This is a genomic window from uncultured Holdemanella sp., from assembly GCF_958348295.1.
In the GTDB taxonomy this organism is placed as follows: domain Bacteria; phylum Bacillota_I; class Bacilli_A; order Erysipelotrichales; family Erysipelotrichaceae; genus Holdemanella.
Genome location: NZ_CATVYQ010000010.1, coordinates 26098 through 46067, shown reverse-complemented (window position 1 = coordinate 46067; position 19970 = coordinate 26098). Strand labels below are relative to the sequence as shown.

The following is a 19970-nucleotide window of genomic DNA, read 5'->3' as shown; positions in this document are numbered from 1 at the left end:
TTTTTTACTGTATGCGCTTACAGTCGATTGAAAAAAATAAGGTCCCTTCGACCTTATTTAAAATGTTCGTATGCAATGCTATTTATTTTCGCCATTACATCTTCCCCTTTATCACCTAAACTTGTTAATACAACTATACTATATGGTGTTTCGCATTCTACAAAGCCGACACTATTCAACGCATAATCATACATACCATATTTTTGTGGCATTCCCTGTTGAATATCTCGATCTAAATATTCTTGCGGCTCTGCTTTTTTCATGTTGTCTACCAATCCTTGATACTCATCTTTATGAGCATATAAATACGTAATAACATCATTCATTGTATTTGCGGTTGAAACATTATCCTCCGAATAATAATTATCACTAATTGAACTTGTATACTTAGTCATGGCTTCCTTATATTCTTTCCATCCGCCTAGATTTTCAAACAATATATGACCTGCATCATTATCCGAATAAACAATTGATGCATCCAATAATTCACTTAATGGTATTTGACTTCCAATCGCATAATTTGAACTAATGACTCCTGCATCCTCATGCATATATCCACTATATGGTAAAGTCGATTCCATAGTATAATCACCACTATTTACTTTATCATAATATAACATTGCCAATGGAAGCTTATATATACTTGCCGCAATAAATTCCTCATTTTCATTCATACTATATTTAATATTGTGCTTTAAATCCGTAATACAATATGACACACTTTCATGATCAATGTTATTTTCTTGGAAATACACTTCTATTTCCTTCGCTAAAGCCATATCTATATATTTACTGTTATCTTCATTCTTTACTTCTGTACTTTGATCTTCCTCTATTTCACTCACAGATGTAAATGCCTTCTTTTTTGTACTATTTATTTCAGAAGCAAACATACAAAGTGCAATTAATATAATAGATAATAAAGAAATGATTACGATTTTATTTTTCTTATCCATAAATAGACCCTTCCAAACTATGAAAAAGAGTCTATTCAGACTCTTTTATATTAATGTTTAAAATGACGAACTCCTGTAAATACCATCGCTATACCATGTTCATTACACTCATCAATTGAAAGTTGATCTTTGATTGATCCACCTGGCTGAATGATTGCGGTAACACCCGCTTTGATGGCTTCCTGTACAGTATCTGGCATTGGGAAGAATGCATCACTTGCTAAAACTGAACCCTTTGCTTTTTCTTCAGCTTGTTCAATCGCAATCTTTGCAGCACCAACACGATTCATTTGTCCAGCACCAACGCCAACTGTCATATCATTCTTAGCTAAGACAATCGCATTGGATTTTACATGTTTAACAACTTTCCATCCAAACAACAATTGTTTGATTTCTTCTTCAGTTGGTTTACGATTTGTTACACATTTTAAATCTTCTTCGTTAATTATATGTTGATCCATTTCTTGAACCAATAGACCATCGTTAACATTTGTATATTTTAGCGCACTTGAAACAGATAAGCTAGTATCTAATTTCATTAATCGAATATTTTTCTTACGAGTCAAAATTTCCAATGCTTCCTCAGAAAAATCTGGAGCAATGATGATTTCCAAGAAAATCTTTGATAGTTTTTCTGCTAATCCTTTTTCAACTTTTGCATTCAAAGCTACAATACCACCAAAAATTGAAATTGAATCCGCTTCATAAGCTTTATCCCAAGCCGCTTCAATATTTTCACCAATACCAACACCACATGGATTCATGTGTTTTACACCAACAGCCGCATATTGACCCTCAAAATCCTTTAAAATTTCAATAGCTGCATTGCCATCCTGAATATTGTTGTAAGACAATTCTTTACCATGAAGCTGAGTTGCATTTGCCAAAGAATATTGAGGATTCATGCCCTTATAGAAAGCAGCCTTTTGGTGAGGGTTTTCACCATAACGCAAGTCTTGAACCTTATCAAAAGTAATTGTCATACTTTCCGGGAATTCTTCATGTGTTTTCTTAGTTAAATAATCAGCAATCATCGCATCATAACGAGCTGTATGACGGAATACTTTTGCAGCTAAGCGCTCACGCGTTTCTAATGTTGTTTCATGATTTTCTCTAATTTCCTCAAGAACCTTATCATAATCTTTTGGATCACAAAGAACTGGAATACTTTGGTAGTTTTTAGAAGCACTACGAAGCATACTTGGACCACCAATATCAATGTTTTCAATAATTTCTTCGTGTGTTACACCAGGTTTTAACACTGTTTCTTTGAAAGGATATAAATTCACACAAACTAAATCAATATACTCAATACCTAATTCTTTTAATTGACGTACATGATCTGGATTTGAACGAACACAAAGCAACGCACCATGAACTTTTGGATGTAAAGTTTTTACACGACCATCCATTATTTCAGGAAAACCAGTGACATCACTAATCCCAATTGGATGGATTCCTGCTGCTTCTAAAGCTTTTTTTGTTCCTCCAGTAGAAATAATTTCATATCCACAATCTACTAGCCCCTGTACAAATTCAACTAAACCTGTTTTATCAGATACGCTCACTAATGCTCGCTTCATTCTTTTTCCTCCTCAATACTTTTTGCGACTTGTTCAATGACTTGCCAGAACAAATCATATTCCATCGCATGTACATGCGATTCTAATGTTTCTAAATCCCAAGATGGATTGATTGCTACTCTTTCCTGACGAATGATAGGTCCTGTATCCACACCTTCATCTACGAAATGAACAGTGACTCCTGTTTGTGCTACTTTTGCCTCATATGCATCCGCAATACTATGAGCTCCTGGAAATTCAGGTAAATAAGCTGGATGCAAATTGATAATACGATTTGGATACGCACTCAATAAAGTGTGTCCAATAAAACGCATATATCCACTTAATACAATCAAATCCACCTTTTTTTCTTTTAATACTTCTAATATAGCTGCTTCATAACCCGCTTTACCATCATATCCCTTAGGATTAAAGTAAAACTCTTCAATTCCATGATTACGCGCACGAATTCTTGCGTACGCATTCTCTTTATCAGCTATCAAACAAGCACAATTCACATGCAAAGATCCATCTTCAATATGCGACAAGATTGTTTCAAAGTTAGTCCCCGAACCACTCGCAAATACTGCAATATTTACCATTGAACATCTACCTGTCCTGTTTCAGTTACTTTACCAACCACATAGCTAGGCTCATTGATTTCATTTAATACAGCTTGGACCTTTTCAACATCCGCTGGATCTACAGCCATCACAAAACCAAGTCCCATATTAAATACGTTATACATTTCTTTTGTTGAAATATCTCCATTTTTCTGGATCAAATCAAAGATTGGAGGCTTTGGAAAAGCTTTAGTATCAATTTTAACACCCATACCCTCTTTTAACATGCGAGGTACGTTTTCATAGAATCCACCACCTGTAATGTGGCTACAAGCCTTTAAAGTAATTCCATTGGCTTTAATATGTTTTAATGCTTTTACATAAATCTTTGTAGGAGCTAACAATGCTTCTCCCAAAGTTTTCCCTAATTCATCATAATAAGTATTTAAAGATTCTTTTGTAATATCAAATACATTACGAACCAATGAAAAACCATTACTGTGAACCCCTGTTGAAGGTAACCCAATTAATACATCTCCTACATTAAGGTCTTTACCAGTGATCATATCTTTTTTATCACAAACACCAACGGCAAAGCCTGCTAAATCATAATCATCTTCTGGCATTAAACCTGGATGTTCAGCTGTTTCTCCACCAATCAAAGCGGCTTCAGATTGTAGGCATCCCTCAGACACACCCTTAACAATATCTGCAATTTTTTCAGGAACATTCTTTCCACATGCGATATAGTCCAAGAAAAATAATGGTTCTCCACCTGCACATGCAATATCATTTACACACATTGCTACGGCATCAATACCGATAGTATCATGCTTATCCATGACCATCGCAAGTTTAACTTTCGTACCACAACCATCTGTACCAGAAAGTAATACTGGCTCTTCCATATCTTTAATTTTGGATAATGAGAAAGCACCAGAGAAACCACCAAGTCCTCCTAATACTTCTGGACGCATTGTTTTCTTAACATGCTCCTTAATCAATTCAACAGATTTATATCCTGCCTCTAAACTAACGCCTGCTGCTGCATAATGTTCTGCCATATTCTACTCCTTTACCTCATCTTTATAATCTTGTAACTCTTCTGGATATTCACCTGTACAACAAGCTAAACAACTTGTTTCAGGCACACATTTTTTGAAATCCTCTACACTTATAAAACGTAACGAATCCACTTGGAACAACTGTTTCATTTCATCTACCGAATAATTGAAAGCAGCTAAATCTTTTTGTGTCGTTGAATCCGCTCCATATAAACAAGGATATTTCAACATTGGCGAAGCAATTCGTAAATGCACTTCTTTTGCCCCTGCCTCTTTTAATAGCTGACAAATTCTACGTGATGTAAAACCTTTTACAACACTATCATCCACTAGATATACACTCTTATCTTTAACAACTGAACTGATCGCATTTAAGCGAACTCGCATACCTTGCATTCTTTGCTGCTGTGTTGGACGAATAAATGTAGATCCAATATAACGGTTTTTAATCAATCCTGTTTCATATGGAACATTTAGTGTTCTGGCAAAACTAGCCGCTGCACTTAAAGCTGAATCAGGAACACCTACGACAATATCTGCTTTAATATCTTCTTCTTTTGCTAAATAGTAACCACATTGTTTTCTAACTTCATGTACTGTAGAACCATTATGAATACTATCCGGTCTTGAATAATATACATATTCTAAAGCACAAGCTTTAGTTTCAGTTTTTTCAAAAATTTGACTTGATTTAATTCCTGTACGATCAAAACAAATTAATTCACCTGGATTTACTTCACGAACAAATTCTCCTCCAAGAATTGGGAACGAACAAGTTTCACTACTAATACAATAACCATCACCTACTTTGGCAATGTATAAAGAACGAATTCCATGCGGATCTCTTACTACATATAAATGATCTTTTGTGATGACCATAAATGTATAGGCCCCACTCATCATTCGACAAGCCTTCTCAATCTTTTCTTCAAAAGAACCTGGATTCAATTGAATCAAATGCGCTAACAATTCGGAATCACTAGTTCCTTGGAAAATCAAGCCTTCATTTTCTAACTTTGTTCTTAATGAAATCGCATTTGTGATCATACCACTTGATACGACCGCAAAATATCTTTGATGACTACGCACCATGATAGGTTGAACATTTTCTAATTGAGAATCATTTTTTGTTGCCATGCGAAGTTGACCAATCGCAATATCACCATTTAAAGAATCTAATGTATCCTGTTTTAAATTTTCTGATAACAGGCCAAGCCCTTTTTTACAAACAACATTATTTCCATCACTTATAGCCAAACCAACACCATCTTGTCCACGATGTTGAATCGCATGCATTGCTAAATAGATATTCTGGGCGGCTTGTTCAACGTTGAACAAGCCTACGATTCCAGAAGAATCTTGAACTACCTTTTGCATCGCCATTTTACTTCACCTGCTTATGTGTAAAGTAACGAACACCATTTGCGAAAATATCTTGGTCTTTATTTCCTGCAATATTCTGGAATAAACCTCTTTCATAACGTTCGCTATGACCCATTTTACCAAAGATTTTTCCATCTTCAGAGAAGATACCTTCAATAGCCATACTTGAACCATTCAAGTTGTCTTTTCCATCCATTGTTGGAACACCCTTTTCATTTACATATTGTGTCGCAACCTGACCATTTTCAATCAATTTATTTAACACTTCTTCACTCGCAACAAATTTACCTTCACCATGACTAACAGCCACTGAATATACATTTCCTGCTTTCATGCCAGCAAGCCATGGAGAAGCATTGCTTGTAATGCGCGTACGTGCAATATGCGAAACGTGGCGGTTGATATTATTTCTAAATAATGTTGGATTTTCTGCATCCAATTTTTCAATATCACCATAAGGCAACAATCCAGATTTAATCAATGCTTGGAATCCATTACAGATACCTAAAATCAATCCATCATTTGCACGCATTGTATCAATTGCTTGTGCAATCTTTGGATTTCTTAATACATTCGCAATAAATTTACCTGAACCATCTGGTTCATCACCACTACTAAATCCACCAACAATCATCAAGATTTGAGCTGAACTGATCTCTTCAGCCAAAGTTTCAATACTCTTTTGAATATTTTCAACCGTTAAGTTATTAAATACAACTTGTTTTACTTCTGCACCAGCACGTTCAAACTTAGCTGTTGTATCAAATTCACAGTTTTGTCCAGGGAAGATAGGAATAATTACTTTTGGTTTTTCCACCACAACCTTAGACATAGGTACTTCAACATCATTTAAAGGTGTTTCTAACGTTTCTTTTCCTTCATCCACAATCATTGGATAAATTTCACCATAACGTTTTGTCCAAGCCTTTAATGCATCTTCGATTTCAACTGTTTCCTCATTTAATACAATTTTAGAATCATCATTTAAGATACCAATCAATTCTAAATGTTCATCTTGAATACTTTCTGTAGCTTCAACAATCATTGAACCCAAATTGAATCCATATACATCTTCTTCTGTATTGATTGCAACACCGACTTTAGATCCAAATGCCATCTTCGCAACAGTTGCTCCTAATCCACCAAATTTAATTGTGCTTGCCGCAACAATCTTCTTTTCCTGCATCAATTTATGAACTGTTTCAAAGTTTTCTTTCAATTGTTCATAGTTTGGAACATGATTCTTAACCGGTGTATGTTTTACTAAGTATACATAGTCTCCAGGATTTTTGAATGAAGCAGATACGATATTATCTGTTTTCGCTGTAGTTACCGCAAATGTGATTACTGTTGGAGGTACATGAATATCTTTATACGTTCCACTCATAGAGTCTTTACCACCAATACTTGGTGTTTCAAATGCTAATTGTGCATCAATCAAACCTAATAATGCTTCAAATGGTTGTCCCCATTTTTGTGCATCTGCACCTAAGTGCTCAAAATATTCCTGATTTGATAAACGACACTTCTTATAGTCAGCACCCAATGCTGTAATACGAGCTAATGCTTCAACAACTGAATAACTAGCACCTAAATATGGAGAATATTTAGATACTTTTGGATCATATCCATATGTCATAACAGAACATGTGTTTGTCATTCCATGAACTGGTAATTTTTGTACAGAACCTTCTTCTGGAGTTAATTGATATTTACCTCCAAAAGGCATCAATACTGTACTCTTTCCGATTGAAGCATCAAACATTTCTGCCAAGCCAATCTGACTTGCAACATTCGCATCTTGTAATACTGTATTTAAATCTGATTTAACTGCATCAAATGGATGTTCATCATATTCATTTTCGCAAACATCAACAACCTGGTGTTGACGGACACCATTTGTATCCAAGAAAGCACGAGACATATCAACGATCGTTTCACCACGCCATTTCATGACTAAACGATTTGTATCTGTAACATCCGCAACTTTGATAGCATCTAAGTTTTCCTTATATGCTTCTTCTTTGAACTTTTCAAAATCTTTAGCCTCAATACATACAGCCATACGTTCTTGGGATTCACTAATAGCTAATTCTGTACCATCTAAGCCTTGATATTTAACTGGAACTGCATCTAAGTTGATATCCAATCCATCCGCAAGTTCACCTACGGCAACACTGACTCCACCTGCTCCAAAGTCATTGGCCTTTTTAATTAATTTTGTACAAGCAGGATTTCTGAATAGACGCTGTAATTTACGTTCAATTAAGGCATTACCCTTTTGAACTTCACTTGAACATTTTTCCAAGCTTGTTTCATTATGTTCTTTACTTGAACCTGTAGCTCCACCAATTCCATCACGACCAGTAGCTCCACCAATCATAACAATGATATCGCCTGCTTGTGGTTGTTCACGTTTTACATGTGATTTAGGAGCTGCACCAACAACAGCACCAACCTCCATACGTTTAGCTACATAACCATCATCATAGATTTCATCTACAAATGTAGTTGCCAAACCAATTTGGTTACCATAACTTGAATAACCATGAGCCGCTGTCTTTGAAATCTTTGATTGAGGTAATTTGTGCTCTAAAGTTTCACTAATTGGTTTCGTGATGTCTCCAGCACCTGTAATACGCATAGCTTGATATACATAGCTACGTCCTGATAATGGATCACGAATAGCCCCACCAATACATGTACTTGCTCCACCAAATGGTTCAATTTCTGTAGGGTGGTTATGTGTTTCATTTTTAAACATCAACAACCATTGTTCGTCTTTTCCATCTACATCTACTGTGATTTCAACACTACATGCATTGATTTCATCTGTAATTTCCATATCATCAAGTTTACCTTGCTTACGAAGATATTTTCCAGCAATAGTAGCCATATCCATCAATGTTTTTTCTTTACGATTTCCATGAACTTCCTGGCGTAATTTTAAATAATTATCGTAAGAAGCCTGTAATTCATCAGACAATGTATCTAAGTGGAAATGTACATTATCTAATACAGTTTCAAAAGTAGTATGACGACAGTGATCTGACCAATATGTATCTAAGACACGTAGTTCAGTCATTGTGCAATCTCTTTTTTCTTCCTTTTCAAAGTAACGTTGAACATGTTCAATGTCCGCTTGAGACATGGCCAACCCTAAAGTCTGACGTAAAGAATCTAATTCTTCTTTCGTCTTTGTTGTAAATCCTTCTAAAACAGGAACATCTTTTACTTCAACGTCCTGATCATCTACCAATACAGAAAGGTCTTTAACACGTGCTTCAACAGGGTTAACAATATAGTGTGTGATTTTATTAAGTGTTTCTTCATCTACTGGGTTTAAAAACACTAATAAAGTACCTGAATGAATACGTACTGTCTGTTTGTTGTTCAAAAGCATTAAACACTGCATTGCACTGTCTGCTCTTTGATCGTATTGACCTGGTAAAAATTCATATGCCAAATATGATTTACCTTCCAAGTCTACAGAATCATATACATCATCTGTAACAACTTCACTACAAACATTTTTCTTTAATAATTCAATATCATTTTCATCAGCATCAAAAATATCATATAAATTGTATTTTGTAAGACCAAAATCTTCTTTTAAAGATAAAGATTGTCTTAATTCAGCCGCTAATGATTCACTTTCAACCTGAAACTGTTCTTTTTTATGAACAAAAATACGAGTATCCATTTCCTTCTCCTTATTCAACAATTGACTGTTCTAATACTTTTTGTGCTTGTTCTTTTTTAAACTCAACAATCTTATCCTGTAATGACTTATCATTAAGTCCAATCATCTGACAAGCTAAGATTGCTGCATTTCTTGCTCCTGATTTTCCAATCGCTACTGTCGCAACAGGAACTCCTTGAGGCATTTGTACTGTTGATAATAATGAATCCAATCCACCTAAAGCAGATGTCTGAATAGGGATTCCAATAACTGGCAACGGTGTAGAGCTAGCTAAAACTCCAGCTAAATGTGCTGCTCCTCCGGCTGCCGCAATAATAACCTGAATTCCACGTTCACATGCTGTCTTTGATAATTCCAAAACAGCTTCTGGAGTACGGTGAGCACTTAATACACGAACTTCATATCCGACTTGAAAATCGTCTAATTGTTTCATGCAGCCTTCCATACTTGGTAAGTCTGAACGAGAACCCATCACAATTAAAACACGCTTTGTTTCCATAAATGACCTTCCTTCCAAAACAAAAAAAGCGCACCTATAGTAGGCACACTTAAAAAAGCAATTCTTCTCTATCAATTGTGGTAAATCTTCTTAAGACCATAAGTAAGACCTCCAAAATCAGAAAAACACTTCTGCAAAATTATAATACCTAAAACCAACTCAAATGACAACCCATATTTCATGAAAGTTAAATTCTAGGTGTGAACAATTTATATTTTCTTAAATCAAGCGTATAAACAATTGAGCTTAATCCCCAAGTAATCGGATACAACCAATGCGTTAAATACAAGCTGTGTACGCTCTGTCCTATCGTCATTAAAACAACAACACGAACAGCACACCAACACACAAGCATGACTACCATTGGCATCACCGGACGTCCTAAACCTCTTAAAACACTTGAAACTACATGTGAAAAGCCTAAAAGTATATAGAAGAAAGCACAAATTCGCGCACGATCCACACCAATTTTGATTACTTCTGGATTTTGATTAAAGAACGAAATAAAAGTTGGCGCAAACAAATAGATCAAAATACCCAAGCATTCAATCATTAATAATGCAGCCGCAAGCCCAAACAAGATTCCCTTTCGAGAACGCTCTTTTTGTCCGGCTCCTTCATTTTGTGAAACAAATGTCGTAAGTGCCATCGAAAAAGAAATTTCAGGAAGGAAAATAAATCCTTCTACCTTTGAATACGCACCAATACCCGCAATAGCTGCTGCCCCAAATGAATTGATGTACGACTGAATCATGACATTCGCAAAATCTATCACACAACCTTGTAATCCTGTTGGCAAGCCATAAATACAGATTTGTTTAAGATTTTCAAAATCCAAAGTTAAGTGTAGCCATGAAATATGCAAAATACTTTCTTCTCTTGCCAATTGCAAAACACACAAAAACATACTCGCAAATTCAGAAATGATTGTTGCCCAGGCAGCACCGGCAACCCCCATTTTAAACATAGTGATGAATATAATGTCTAATATCACATTCAATATCGAACTTACGATTAAATAATATAGAGGATGTTTGGCATCGCCTCCTGCGCGAATGATGCCCACAAGCATGTTATACAAGACTAAAGAAAAACCGCCTAAAAAATAAATTTTTAAATATGTAGAAGATAAGCCAAATACTTCTTGAGGAGATCCCATCCACATCAACATTTGATCCGTTAATGCATAGCCGCTAACTGTCATAATAAGCCCTAGGATAATCCCGAATGTAGCTGTTGTATATACCGCTTTTTTTGTTCTATTCTCATCTTGTGCACCTATCGCATTGGCAACAATGACACTTGCTCCTGTCGCAAAACCATTGAAGAAACCGACAAATAAAAAAACTAAAGAGCCAACACTCGTAACAGCCGCTAATGCATTCTGTCCTAGAAAGTTACCCACAATCAATGCATCCACAGTATTGTAGAGTTGTTGAAAAAGATATCCTATAAATATAGGTATCGCATAGCCAATGATTTGTTTGGCAATACTTCCTTTTGTCATTAACTGAATTGAACTTTGTTTTGCCATAAAACCCTCCCCATATCAAAAAACAGTAACGCTGAATTCACCACCGCCCTACAAGAACGGCGTACTCTTCTGAACTGCTTATAGAATAAGCGTCATTAACCCCTAATTTCATTCAATACTTTCGCATTATAATTATAGTGCCAATTTTCTTTAAGAATCGAACATATACACCATCAAGTCAGAACATTATAAGTTCTTACCAAGCTCATATGCCCTATACATAATCTCCTTATGATTCAGTGCATCTTTGGCATCATTAATACCAGCACCTGCCACAATACCTTTTACAGTCGCCTTTTCAAAACAGTCAACCCAACCTTGAAGTCCATTATACGCTTTATCAAATGCACTTTTGTCATCTTCTGCAGCCGTTGCGATCATGTAGATATCTCGAAATGCATATTCACTCGCATACAAAGGATTTAAACGATCGAGTAATGTTTTCATTTGACCACACATTTCATAATAATAGATTGGAGTCGCATAAACAATAACTTCAGCCTGTCTAACACGCTCCATAATATCAGCAACATCATCCTTTAACACACAATGACCACTCTTGATACAAGATAAACATCCAATACAATACTCAATTCTTTTTCCCTTCAAAGACACATACTCTACTTCATGCCCTGCTTCAATAGCTCCTTTTTCACATTGTCTTGCTAAAATATCCGAATTACTATTTGTTCTTAAACTTGTTGAAATAATTAAAACTTTCATTGACACACAACCCTTCTAGTATTACTATAATGCCTAAAGTTAACTTTAGGTCAAGGAGGAAATTATGTATTATACAATAGGACAAGTTTCACAAATGTTTGATTTACCCATTTCTACACTCAGATATTATGACAAAGAAGGATTTTTTCCTAACCTTGTACGCAAAGGAAATATTCGCTACTTTAGTCATAATGAAATCGAAGCCTTACAAGTCATTGAATGCCTAAAGAAATCAGGTCTTGGTATAAAAGAAATCAATCAATTCTTTTTGTGGGTAGAACAAGGTAGTGAAACTTATGAAAAAAGGAAAGAATTATTTGAAGCTAGAAAATCGGCAGTAGAAGCTGAAATTCAAAGTCTTCAAAAAGCACTTTCCCTTTTAGAATTCAAATGTTGGTACTACGAAAAAGCTATTGAAGATGGCACTGAAAAAAATATTCAAGCTATGCTTCCAGACAAGCTTCCTGAAGATATTCAAAAACTATATGATGCTAGTCATGAATAATTATTTACGATAATTTTTGTACCATGTCCAGATATTCTTCTTCAGACAAAGTCTTAACACTAGGATTAATTGCGAATACACCACCCCATTCATATCCATCCTTATACTTAAAAACTACACGCAAGTGAAGATGGTGTCCCGTATCTCCATATGCTCCATAATTTACTTTGTCTGGATTGAAGATTTCGTGTATAGCACAAGCTACTCTATTAATATCTTACATATAGATAACTCTTTCTTCAGCCGTTAATTTTGTAATTTCACTCACATGTTTTTTGTGGGCAACAATCACACGACCCGAATGACTTTGTTCCTTATGCGGTTACGAAGAAGAAGTACCTAGATGGTTAATCGACGAATTATTTCCAAATGAACCTGAAGAAAACTATATGATACACTGCCCTGAATGCGATCATAAAATGATTGTAAAAAAATAATCTACAACTAAAGATGGATACAAAATGTTGGCTATTTTCAATAGTCCTTTTTGTCGTTCCTGATAATTCATATCTTGTGATATTTCAGTGCTATTTCACATGTCATTTTTTTCTATTCCGAAACCAAAATCTTAATATACAAGAAAAGCCTGCACCAACATTAAGTTAGTACAGGACTATATTTTGCCCTAATATCCATTAGGATACATCATACGTTATTTATTTACAATATACGCCGTCGCAATGGATTGAGCCCAATTATAAACAGATGTTGTGTGCATTCCTTTGATATTCTTATTTCTTAAACAATATGTTTTAGTAGAATCTACAGGTAAATAACCACACAATTCACTTTGGCGAACTAAAGCATTATGATAGTTCTCTTTAGAAACTTCATTATCTGAAGTATACATACCTGCATCTAAATAAGTGTCTAGTTGTTCATCACTCAAACGACCAAAGTTATTTGTAGCCCCCGTTCTTAAAATAAAGTTAATGCCTGTATCATCTGGTGAGCCATAAGAAAATCCAAGATATGTCGCATCCCAACTATCTGTTTGTGCATCATCCTGTACTGTACTAATGACAGTATTAAATTCAACGGTATTGGCTTTAAAATCAATTCCAATCGCATTTAAACACTTCTGTAAAACTGGAATCAAAGAATCCAAAGAATCCTTATCTTTATTTGCCAAGAAACGAACTGTTAATTTTTCACCATCTTTATAACGATATCCATCATTTGCCAATGTATATCCAGCTTCCTCTAAGATTTGGTTGGCTTTTTCTACATTATAATCATAATAAGTAACACCATCGACCTTTTCTTCATTACGAATCATTTTTCCATTATTTAAAGAAACGGGATTTCCAAAAGTACCAGGCTTATAGGCCATGCCATCAATTTGATAGTAATTATCAATATATTCTTGGGCATTAAATCCATATCCGATGGCTTTTCTTACTGCAACATCACTGCAAGCTCCTGCATAAGAATTAAAGATAATAAAGCTTTCTCGATCGCTTGGATAAGAATCAACAGATAAACTTTTATTTTTTTGTACAGATTTTATTTTATTTGCCTCAATCACATCTGGAATATAATCCACTGTTCCATTTTCCAATTCTTTAACTTCTGTTGAAGTATCTGTCTTTTTGATCATGATCTTAGAAATTTGATACTGTCCTTTTTTCGCCTTAAACTTTGAATTTAAAACTAAACTAGCTCCACTTGTCTTCTCAAATTTTTTCAATACATAAGCACCCGTTCCAATTGGCTTACTGTTCTTCTTTTCAATACTTTCTGTTTTTCCTTTTTTATAATTTAAATATTCTGAACTACAAATCTTCTGTGTTCCAAGTGTAGAAACCGCATCGATTCTAGGTTTATCCAAATGAAAAACAACTGTATAGTTATCTGGTGTTTCAATTCCAGTAAAGCTAGACGCATCTGCATCGTGATATTCGCTATAACCATCTAAAAAATCAACATTGTTCGCAAAACGACCTGTATAACTTGGATCAGCCATAACACTAAATGTTGTTTTTACGTCTTTTGAAGTAAACTTGGATCCATCACTAAACTTAATGCCTTTCTTTAATTTAAATGTCATTGTCTTTCCATCTTCACTAATTTTTGGTAAGGATTTAGCCAAATCCGCAACTAGCTCTCCTTTTTTGTTGTATTTCAATAATCCCTGATACACTAAATCCACCACATAATGATCATTTGTCGTTTGGTAATACATAGGTGAAAATGTGCCATTCATTTCCGAACTTAATCCGACTGTCAACACTTGATCATTACCTGCAGCTTTTGTACTGCACCCACACATCAATAAAGCCAATCCACATACTAATAACTTTTTGTACATATTCTCTTACCTCCTAATTATTTATTTTTTGTACCACCACCAGTCAGCTAACACTTTTCATCACTCCCCTTATAAACAAAAAATCCTGCATCAAATTAAAAATTTGACACAGGACAGAATATCAAAATAATCTGCGGTACCACCTGAATTGGTATAGTTATACCCACCTCTAGAATGCCATCACATCCGATCCATTTAACGCACGGAACACGTCGCAGCTACTAAGAAAATCTTTTCACCTTGCCCTTGAAAGTCCATTTGCTAAGTCGTAATAATCTAGCTTCCACCATGACTAGAATCTCTTTGTATCCGGTTCTTAGTTTGATCTCTTTCGCATCGGTTGCCTATAGAATACACCTAATAAAATTTGTTTTCAACTGTTTTTACAAATTATTTACATTTCCTTACATTAAAGATTGTTCTGTTCTACCAATAATATCGTCTTGCGTCTTTTTAGAAAGCACATTAAAGAAAGCACTATATCCGGCTACACGAACAATTAAATCCTTATGGTTTTCAGGATGCTTCTGTGCATCAATCAAAGTTTCTTTAGAAACAATGTTATATTGCACGTGATATCCATGTAAGCGATTAAAGAAAGTTTTAATCAGCAATTCTAATTTTTGTCGATTTTCTTCAGTCGACAACATTTGAGGTGTCATTTTTTGATTTAGCAGAACTCCACCTGTAATTTTATTTGTACGAAGCTTAGACACACTTTTAAACACAGCTGTAGGTCCATTTTTATCGCTATTATGCGCTGGACTGCAACCTTCTGCCAAAGGTTCGAATGCATTTCGTCCATCCGGCGTAGCCATCGTTGACATACCTTGTCCAACATTCGCACTAATTGAAGAAGTTCCTGCATAACGAATTCCGCCAATTGGTCCTCTATTATAGCGTGTATTCGGATATTTTTCGATTTCTTCAATATAAGAATCATAAGCTTCCACAATTAACTGATCGACATAATCATCATCATTTCCATATTTTGGAGCTTCACGAATCAACATTTCCTGAATTTTTTTGTTTTCAGGTGATGAAAAATCATCTAAGATCGCATTCCAAAGCTCTTGTCTTGTGATTTTCTTTTCTTCATACACTAACTTCTTTATAGCTGCCAAACAATCTGCCATGTTCGCAATTCCTACCTGAAGTCCTGAAATAAAATCATAGACCGCTCCACCTTCTTTTATTGTTTTACCTCTGGCAATACAATCATCTGTCAAAGCCGAACAAAGAATGTCTGGCACATCCCTTTCAGATGCTTTATCAATTACATTTTCTACAATAACACTATATCGAGTAATTTCCCTTATTGTTTTATCCCATGCTTTTAAAAGTTCTTCATAACTTTCCATTTCTGTAAAATAGCCATATCCTTTTGTAAAACGTTTATTACTTGTAAGATCCACACCGTTATTCATCGTACACAAAAGCATTCTTGGAAAATTGATATAAGACATTCCCGTACAACGATAACCCCATTTACCTGGAACTGCTGTTTCTACACAGCCTATGGCACTATAATTATAGGCATCCTCCTCTTTAACTTGCCAGTCCATAAATGAAGGAATTATAATTTCATCATTGTTTAATGCTGGCATTCCAAAGCCTAAACGCATAACCTCTACACATTCATCCAAAAATTGTTTATTGATATTCTTGTGATAGCGCACAGTTAAATTTGGTTGTGTCAATCTTGTCTGTGCAACAGATTTCAAAACTAAAAAACTCAAATCATTGACTGCATCCTTTTTATCTATTGTTTGGCCTGCAATCGTTACATTTTGATACATAGGAGACCCTGCCGAACTTAGCGTATGTGCTTGAGAACGAACTTTATTGATTGTAAGTGTCTTTATCCACAAGCATGTCAACAATTCCAAGGCTTCAGATTCTTTAATAGTACCATTTTTAATATCTCGATTATAATATGGATACATATATTGATCGAATCTGCCATAACTCAAAGAATGTCCGTTGGATTCAATTTGTAAAATCAATTGAATAAACCATACGGATTGTACCGCTTCTTGAAATGTTTCTGCTGGTTCATATGGAACTTTTGAACAAATTCTACTAATCTCCAATAATTCAATTTTTCTTTCTTGATTCAATTCTTTTTCTGCTAAATCTTTCGCAAGAACGCTGTAACGATTCGCAAAATTACGCACCGCTTTCAGTACTATAAGAACTGCATTATAGAAACAATACTTGTCAATATTATCTGGATTTGTTAAATCAAGAGTAGCTTTATATTCTTTTACACGTTTTTCGTACCCTCTTAATCCATCCTTCAAAATACGCTCATAGTTCACCGCCAAATGCGCATCTCCTGCATTTAACTTGCCTTCCATTCCAAATACACCTGTTTCCATAAAGACACGGACTTCTTCAGGAAGAAGAGCTTCTCCTCTTGCACGCAAATTGTTATTCTGCCAGAATGGCGCAATTTCTCTAAGTTGTTCCTTGGTCTTTTCAGTGATATAGAATACGTCCCCATCTCTTTTCTCAAACTGATCCAATTCATTCATAACAAATTCCATAGTATACTCAGGAAAAATAGGAGCATTACGATTCTTAGTTGCCTGATTTCCAGCTAAAAGAGATTTGTCTTCAATATATATACTCATATTATCAAGAACTTTTTCTAGCATTTTAGCTCGAACCATCACTCGTGGTTGATTTAAATTTTCTTTGTAAGCAAGAGTTGCTAGAATTGCACGTTGTGCATCAATATAAGGTTTTTCATCTAAAACTTCTTCTCGAAATTCTTTCATTCGTTCTGTCAATGTTCCAAAATGTTCTACATTTTCCATATCCGTCCCCCCATTACATTTCATTCGTAACTTTATATTCTTTTATTCGCAATTTAAAAATAGCATTACACACATTTTATGTCAACGTTAATTTCATTTAAAACATTTTTTACTTTCATTCATAACTATAATTGTTGCTTTTCTTCTTTGAAATGTTTATACTCTATATGAGGAAATTTAAATGACAACAACAAATCGAAATACAACAGGAATTGTTTTTAACATTCAAAAATTCAGTGTAAATGACGGTCCGGGAATTCGTACTACCGTTTTTCTAAAGGGATGTCCTCTTCGTTGTAAGTGGTGTGCAAATCCAGAAAGTCAGCTTATACAAACACAAATTCTTTGGGATCAAAATAAATGTATAAATTGTCATCATTGCATTGAAACCTGTCCAAAAAACGCTATGAAAACAATTGATAAATCCATCAAAATCAACCATAGTCTGTGTAGTGGATGTAAGAAATGTGTATATGAATGTCCAAAAAACGCATTAAGTGCACAAGGCGAACAAAAATCTGTAGAAGAAGTGCTTAAAATTGTTTTACAAGATCAAGCCTTCTATGAAGAAAGTGGTGGTGGTCTAACACTTTCTGGAGGTGAGCTCTTACTTCAACCTGAGTTTTCAAGAGAACTTCTCTTAGCCGCTAAAGAAAAAGGAATTCATACGTGTTGTGAAACAACCGGTTTTGCGACAGAAGAAACATTTGATCACGTCATGGAATATGTAGATTACATTCTTTTTGATATGAAACACTGGAACACAGATAAACATATAGAAGGTACAGGTGTTTCTAATAAGTTACCATTACTAAACATGAAACATGCCATCGCCAATGGCAAAACAGTTCTTCCTCGAATCCCTGTTATACCTGGTTTTAATGATTCTTTGGATGACGCAAAAGAATTTTCAAAAACACTTCACAACATTGGAATAAACAAATGTCAACTTCTACCGTTCCATCAATTTGGAGAAAATAAATATCATCTTTTAAATGTAAAATACGATTATGAAAATGTTCCTTCGTATCATCCAGAAGATTTAAAAGAGTATTTAAATATATTTAAAGAGAATAACATTAACGCTTTTTTCTAAATTTCACTTTCATTTGAAATCAAAAACACTTATTATATAAACAAAATGATAGGAATCAACGTAAATGAAAAATAGAACAAATAAAATATTAGAATTACTGACATCTGAAAAGAGAATCGAGGTTTCTCAACTCGCTGAATACCTAAGTGTTTCCCAAGTAACTATCCGCAAAGATTTAGATGCATTAGAAGCTAAAGGAATCATCAAACGTGAGCATGGGCATGCTGTGTTATGTAGCACAGATGATATCAATGGTAGAATCGCATATCATTATGAAGAAAAGAAAAAAATAGCTTTAAAAGCTACTGAACTTGTTAAAGAAGGCGATACAATTATGATTGAAAGTGGTAGTTGTTGTGCACTTTTAGCGGATACGTTAACACAACTTCATAAAGACTTAACAATTATCACTAACAGTGCTTTTATCGCAGAATATATTCGTGGAAAATCAAATTTTCAAATTATTCTTTTAGGTGGAATTTATCAACAAGATTCACAAGTTATGGTAGGTCCTATGGTTCAAGAATGTGTATCCAACTTTTTTGTCGATTATTTTTTCATCGGTACAGATGGATATGATTCTAGAATTGGCTTTTCAAATCGTGATCAAATGCGAGCACAAGCCGTACGTGATATGTCGCATCAAGCCGAACAAATAATCGTGCTAACAGAAAGCGATAAATTTTCTAAGCGTGGTGTTGTACCATTAAATTTAAAAGATAAAATAAAAACTGTTATAACTGATCATTCTATTGAATCTTCTTATATTCAAGAACTAAACAATCAAAACATTCAAGTCATAACAATTTAAAAAGGAGCCATGACGAATAAGTAATTTTTATTATTTATGGAGTTTAGCTCCTTTCTTTTTATCTTATTATTTTTTTAACTCCTAGAGCCTTAGTTTAATTTGTTGTTTTTCTGAAATTCTAGTTTTCGAGTGTGATATCTTCTTAAATTATGATAGATATATACAAGTAATATCTTTAGTTTTCCACCAAATATACCACGACAGCGTAATTTATCATAATGATCGTCTTCTTTGATCTGTTCAAAAATTCCTTCACATTTTTTGAAACATCGTCATAAGATAAACACAAAGAAAATTGAAACGATATCTGATATGCATTACAATTAACTAGCTATTTTTGCACAAACAAAAGAAAGACCGATATTCAGATTTTTTTAAGTCTTGAATATTCGGTCCTTTTTTTAAACTAAAACGTTTTTATCTATTATAGCCCCTTTT

General features: G+C 34.5%; 15 protein-coding genes. 3 read left to right on the top strand and 12 right to left on the bottom strand.

Translation table 11 applies throughout. The features are described 5' to 3' along the window. Positions 1 to 53: 53 nt before the first annotated feature. From Q3907_RS03290 to Q3907_RS03250, 9 genes are all read right to left on the bottom strand, one after another. Positions 54 to 956 (bottom strand): serine hydrolase, encoded by a 903-nt coding sequence (locus tag Q3907_RS03290; RefSeq protein WP_301897227.1) that lies wholly within the window; start codon positions 954 to 956, stop codon positions 54 to 56. Between the two features lie 50 nt (positions 957 to 1006). Further along, complete coding sequence (gene purH / locus Q3907_RS03285) at positions 1007 to 2539, bottom strand: bifunctional phosphoribosylaminoimidazolecarboxamide formyltransferase/IMP cyclohydrolase (RefSeq protein ID WP_301897225.1); 1533 nt, start codon at positions 2537 to 2539, stop codon at positions 1007 to 1009. Continuing rightward, complete coding sequence (gene purN / locus Q3907_RS03280; protein ID WP_301897223.1) at positions 2536 to 3120, bottom strand: phosphoribosylglycinamide formyltransferase; 585 nt, start codon at positions 3118 to 3120, stop codon at positions 2536 to 2538. Before purN ends, purH begins: the two co-directional genes overlap by 4 nt. Next, positions 3114 to 4145 (bottom strand): phosphoribosylformylglycinamidine cyclo-ligase, encoded by a 1032-nt coding sequence (gene purM, locus Q3907_RS03275; RefSeq protein WP_301897222.1) that lies wholly within the window; start codon positions 4143 to 4145, stop codon positions 3114 to 3116. The genes purN and purM overlap by 7 nt, the downstream gene beginning before the upstream one ends. A 3-nt stretch (positions 4146 to 4148) precedes the next feature. Next, a complete protein-coding gene (gene purF / locus Q3907_RS03270; protein WP_301897221.1) occupies positions 4149 to 5528 on the bottom strand; it encodes an amidophosphoribosyltransferase in 1380 nt (459 codons plus the stop codon). A 1-nt stretch (position 5529) separates the two neighbouring features. Then, a complete protein-coding gene (locus Q3907_RS03265) occupies positions 5530 to 9231 on the bottom strand; it encodes a phosphoribosylformylglycinamidine synthase (RefSeq protein WP_301897220.1) in 3702 nt (1233 codons plus the stop codon). Positions 9232 to 9241: 10 nt separating this feature from the next. Further along, positions 9242 to 9730 carry a 5-(carboxyamino)imidazole ribonucleotide mutase gene (gene purE / locus Q3907_RS03260; RefSeq protein WP_003865622.1) on the bottom strand — a complete coding sequence of 163 codons (489 nt, stop codon included), beginning with the start codon at positions 9728 to 9730 and terminating at the stop codon, positions 9242 to 9244. Between the two features lie 187 nt (positions 9731 to 9917). Then, a complete protein-coding gene (locus tag Q3907_RS03255) occupies positions 9918 to 11264 on the bottom strand; it encodes an MATE family efflux transporter (RefSeq protein WP_301897219.1) in 1347 nt (448 codons plus the stop codon). Between the two features lie 186 nt (positions 11265 to 11450). Next, a complete protein-coding gene (locus tag Q3907_RS03250) occupies positions 11451 to 11987 on the bottom strand; it encodes a flavodoxin family protein (RefSeq protein WP_301897218.1) in 537 nt (178 codons plus the stop codon). A gap of 64 nt (positions 11988 to 12051) precedes the next feature. Between Q3907_RS03250 and Q3907_RS03245 the strand changes: the two genes are divergently transcribed. Beyond that, positions 12052 to 12492, top strand: coding sequence for a MerR family transcriptional regulator (locus tag Q3907_RS03245; protein WP_301897217.1), 441 nt, complete (start codon positions 12052 to 12054; stop codon positions 12490 to 12492). A gap of 652 nt (positions 12493 to 13144) precedes the next feature. Here Q3907_RS03245 and Q3907_RS03240 read toward each other — a convergent pair. Together Q3907_RS03240 and Q3907_RS03235 are read right to left on the bottom strand one after the other, a co-directional pair. Then, on the bottom strand, positions 13145 to 14803 hold the full coding sequence (locus Q3907_RS03240; protein WP_301897216.1) for an ABC transporter substrate-binding protein: 1659 nt from the start codon (positions 14801 to 14803) through the stop codon (positions 13145 to 13147). 404 nt (positions 14804 to 15207) lie between these two features. Beyond that, positions 15208 to 17625: a glycyl radical protein gene (locus Q3907_RS03235; RefSeq protein ID WP_301897215.1), complete on the bottom strand. Its 2418-nt coding sequence runs from the start codon at positions 17623 to 17625 to the stop codon at positions 15208 to 15210. A 181-nt stretch (positions 17626 to 17806) separates the two neighbouring features. Between Q3907_RS03235 and Q3907_RS03230 the strand changes: the two genes are divergently transcribed. Both Q3907_RS03230 and Q3907_RS03225 read left to right on the top strand, forming a co-directional pair. Next, the gene (locus Q3907_RS03230; RefSeq protein ID WP_301897214.1) at positions 17807 to 18721 is read left to right on the top strand and encodes a glycyl-radical enzyme activating protein; all 915 of its coding nucleotides are present in this window, start codon (positions 17807 to 17809) and stop codon (positions 18719 to 18721) included. Positions 18722 to 18785: 64 nt separating this feature from the next. Then, positions 18786 to 19532, top strand: a complete 747-nt coding sequence (locus tag Q3907_RS03225; RefSeq protein ID WP_301897213.1) for a DeoR/GlpR family DNA-binding transcription regulator — start codon at positions 18786 to 18788, stop codon at positions 19530 to 19532. An 89-nt stretch (positions 19533 to 19621) separates the two neighbouring features. On the opposite strand, the gene Q3907_RS10690 is transcribed toward Q3907_RS03225, so the two are convergent. Beyond that, on the bottom strand, positions 19622 to 19780 hold the full coding sequence (locus tag Q3907_RS10690; RefSeq protein ID WP_367881492.1) for a hypothetical protein: 159 nt from the start codon (positions 19778 to 19780) through the stop codon (positions 19622 to 19624). Positions 19781 to 19970 lie beyond the last annotated feature (190 nt).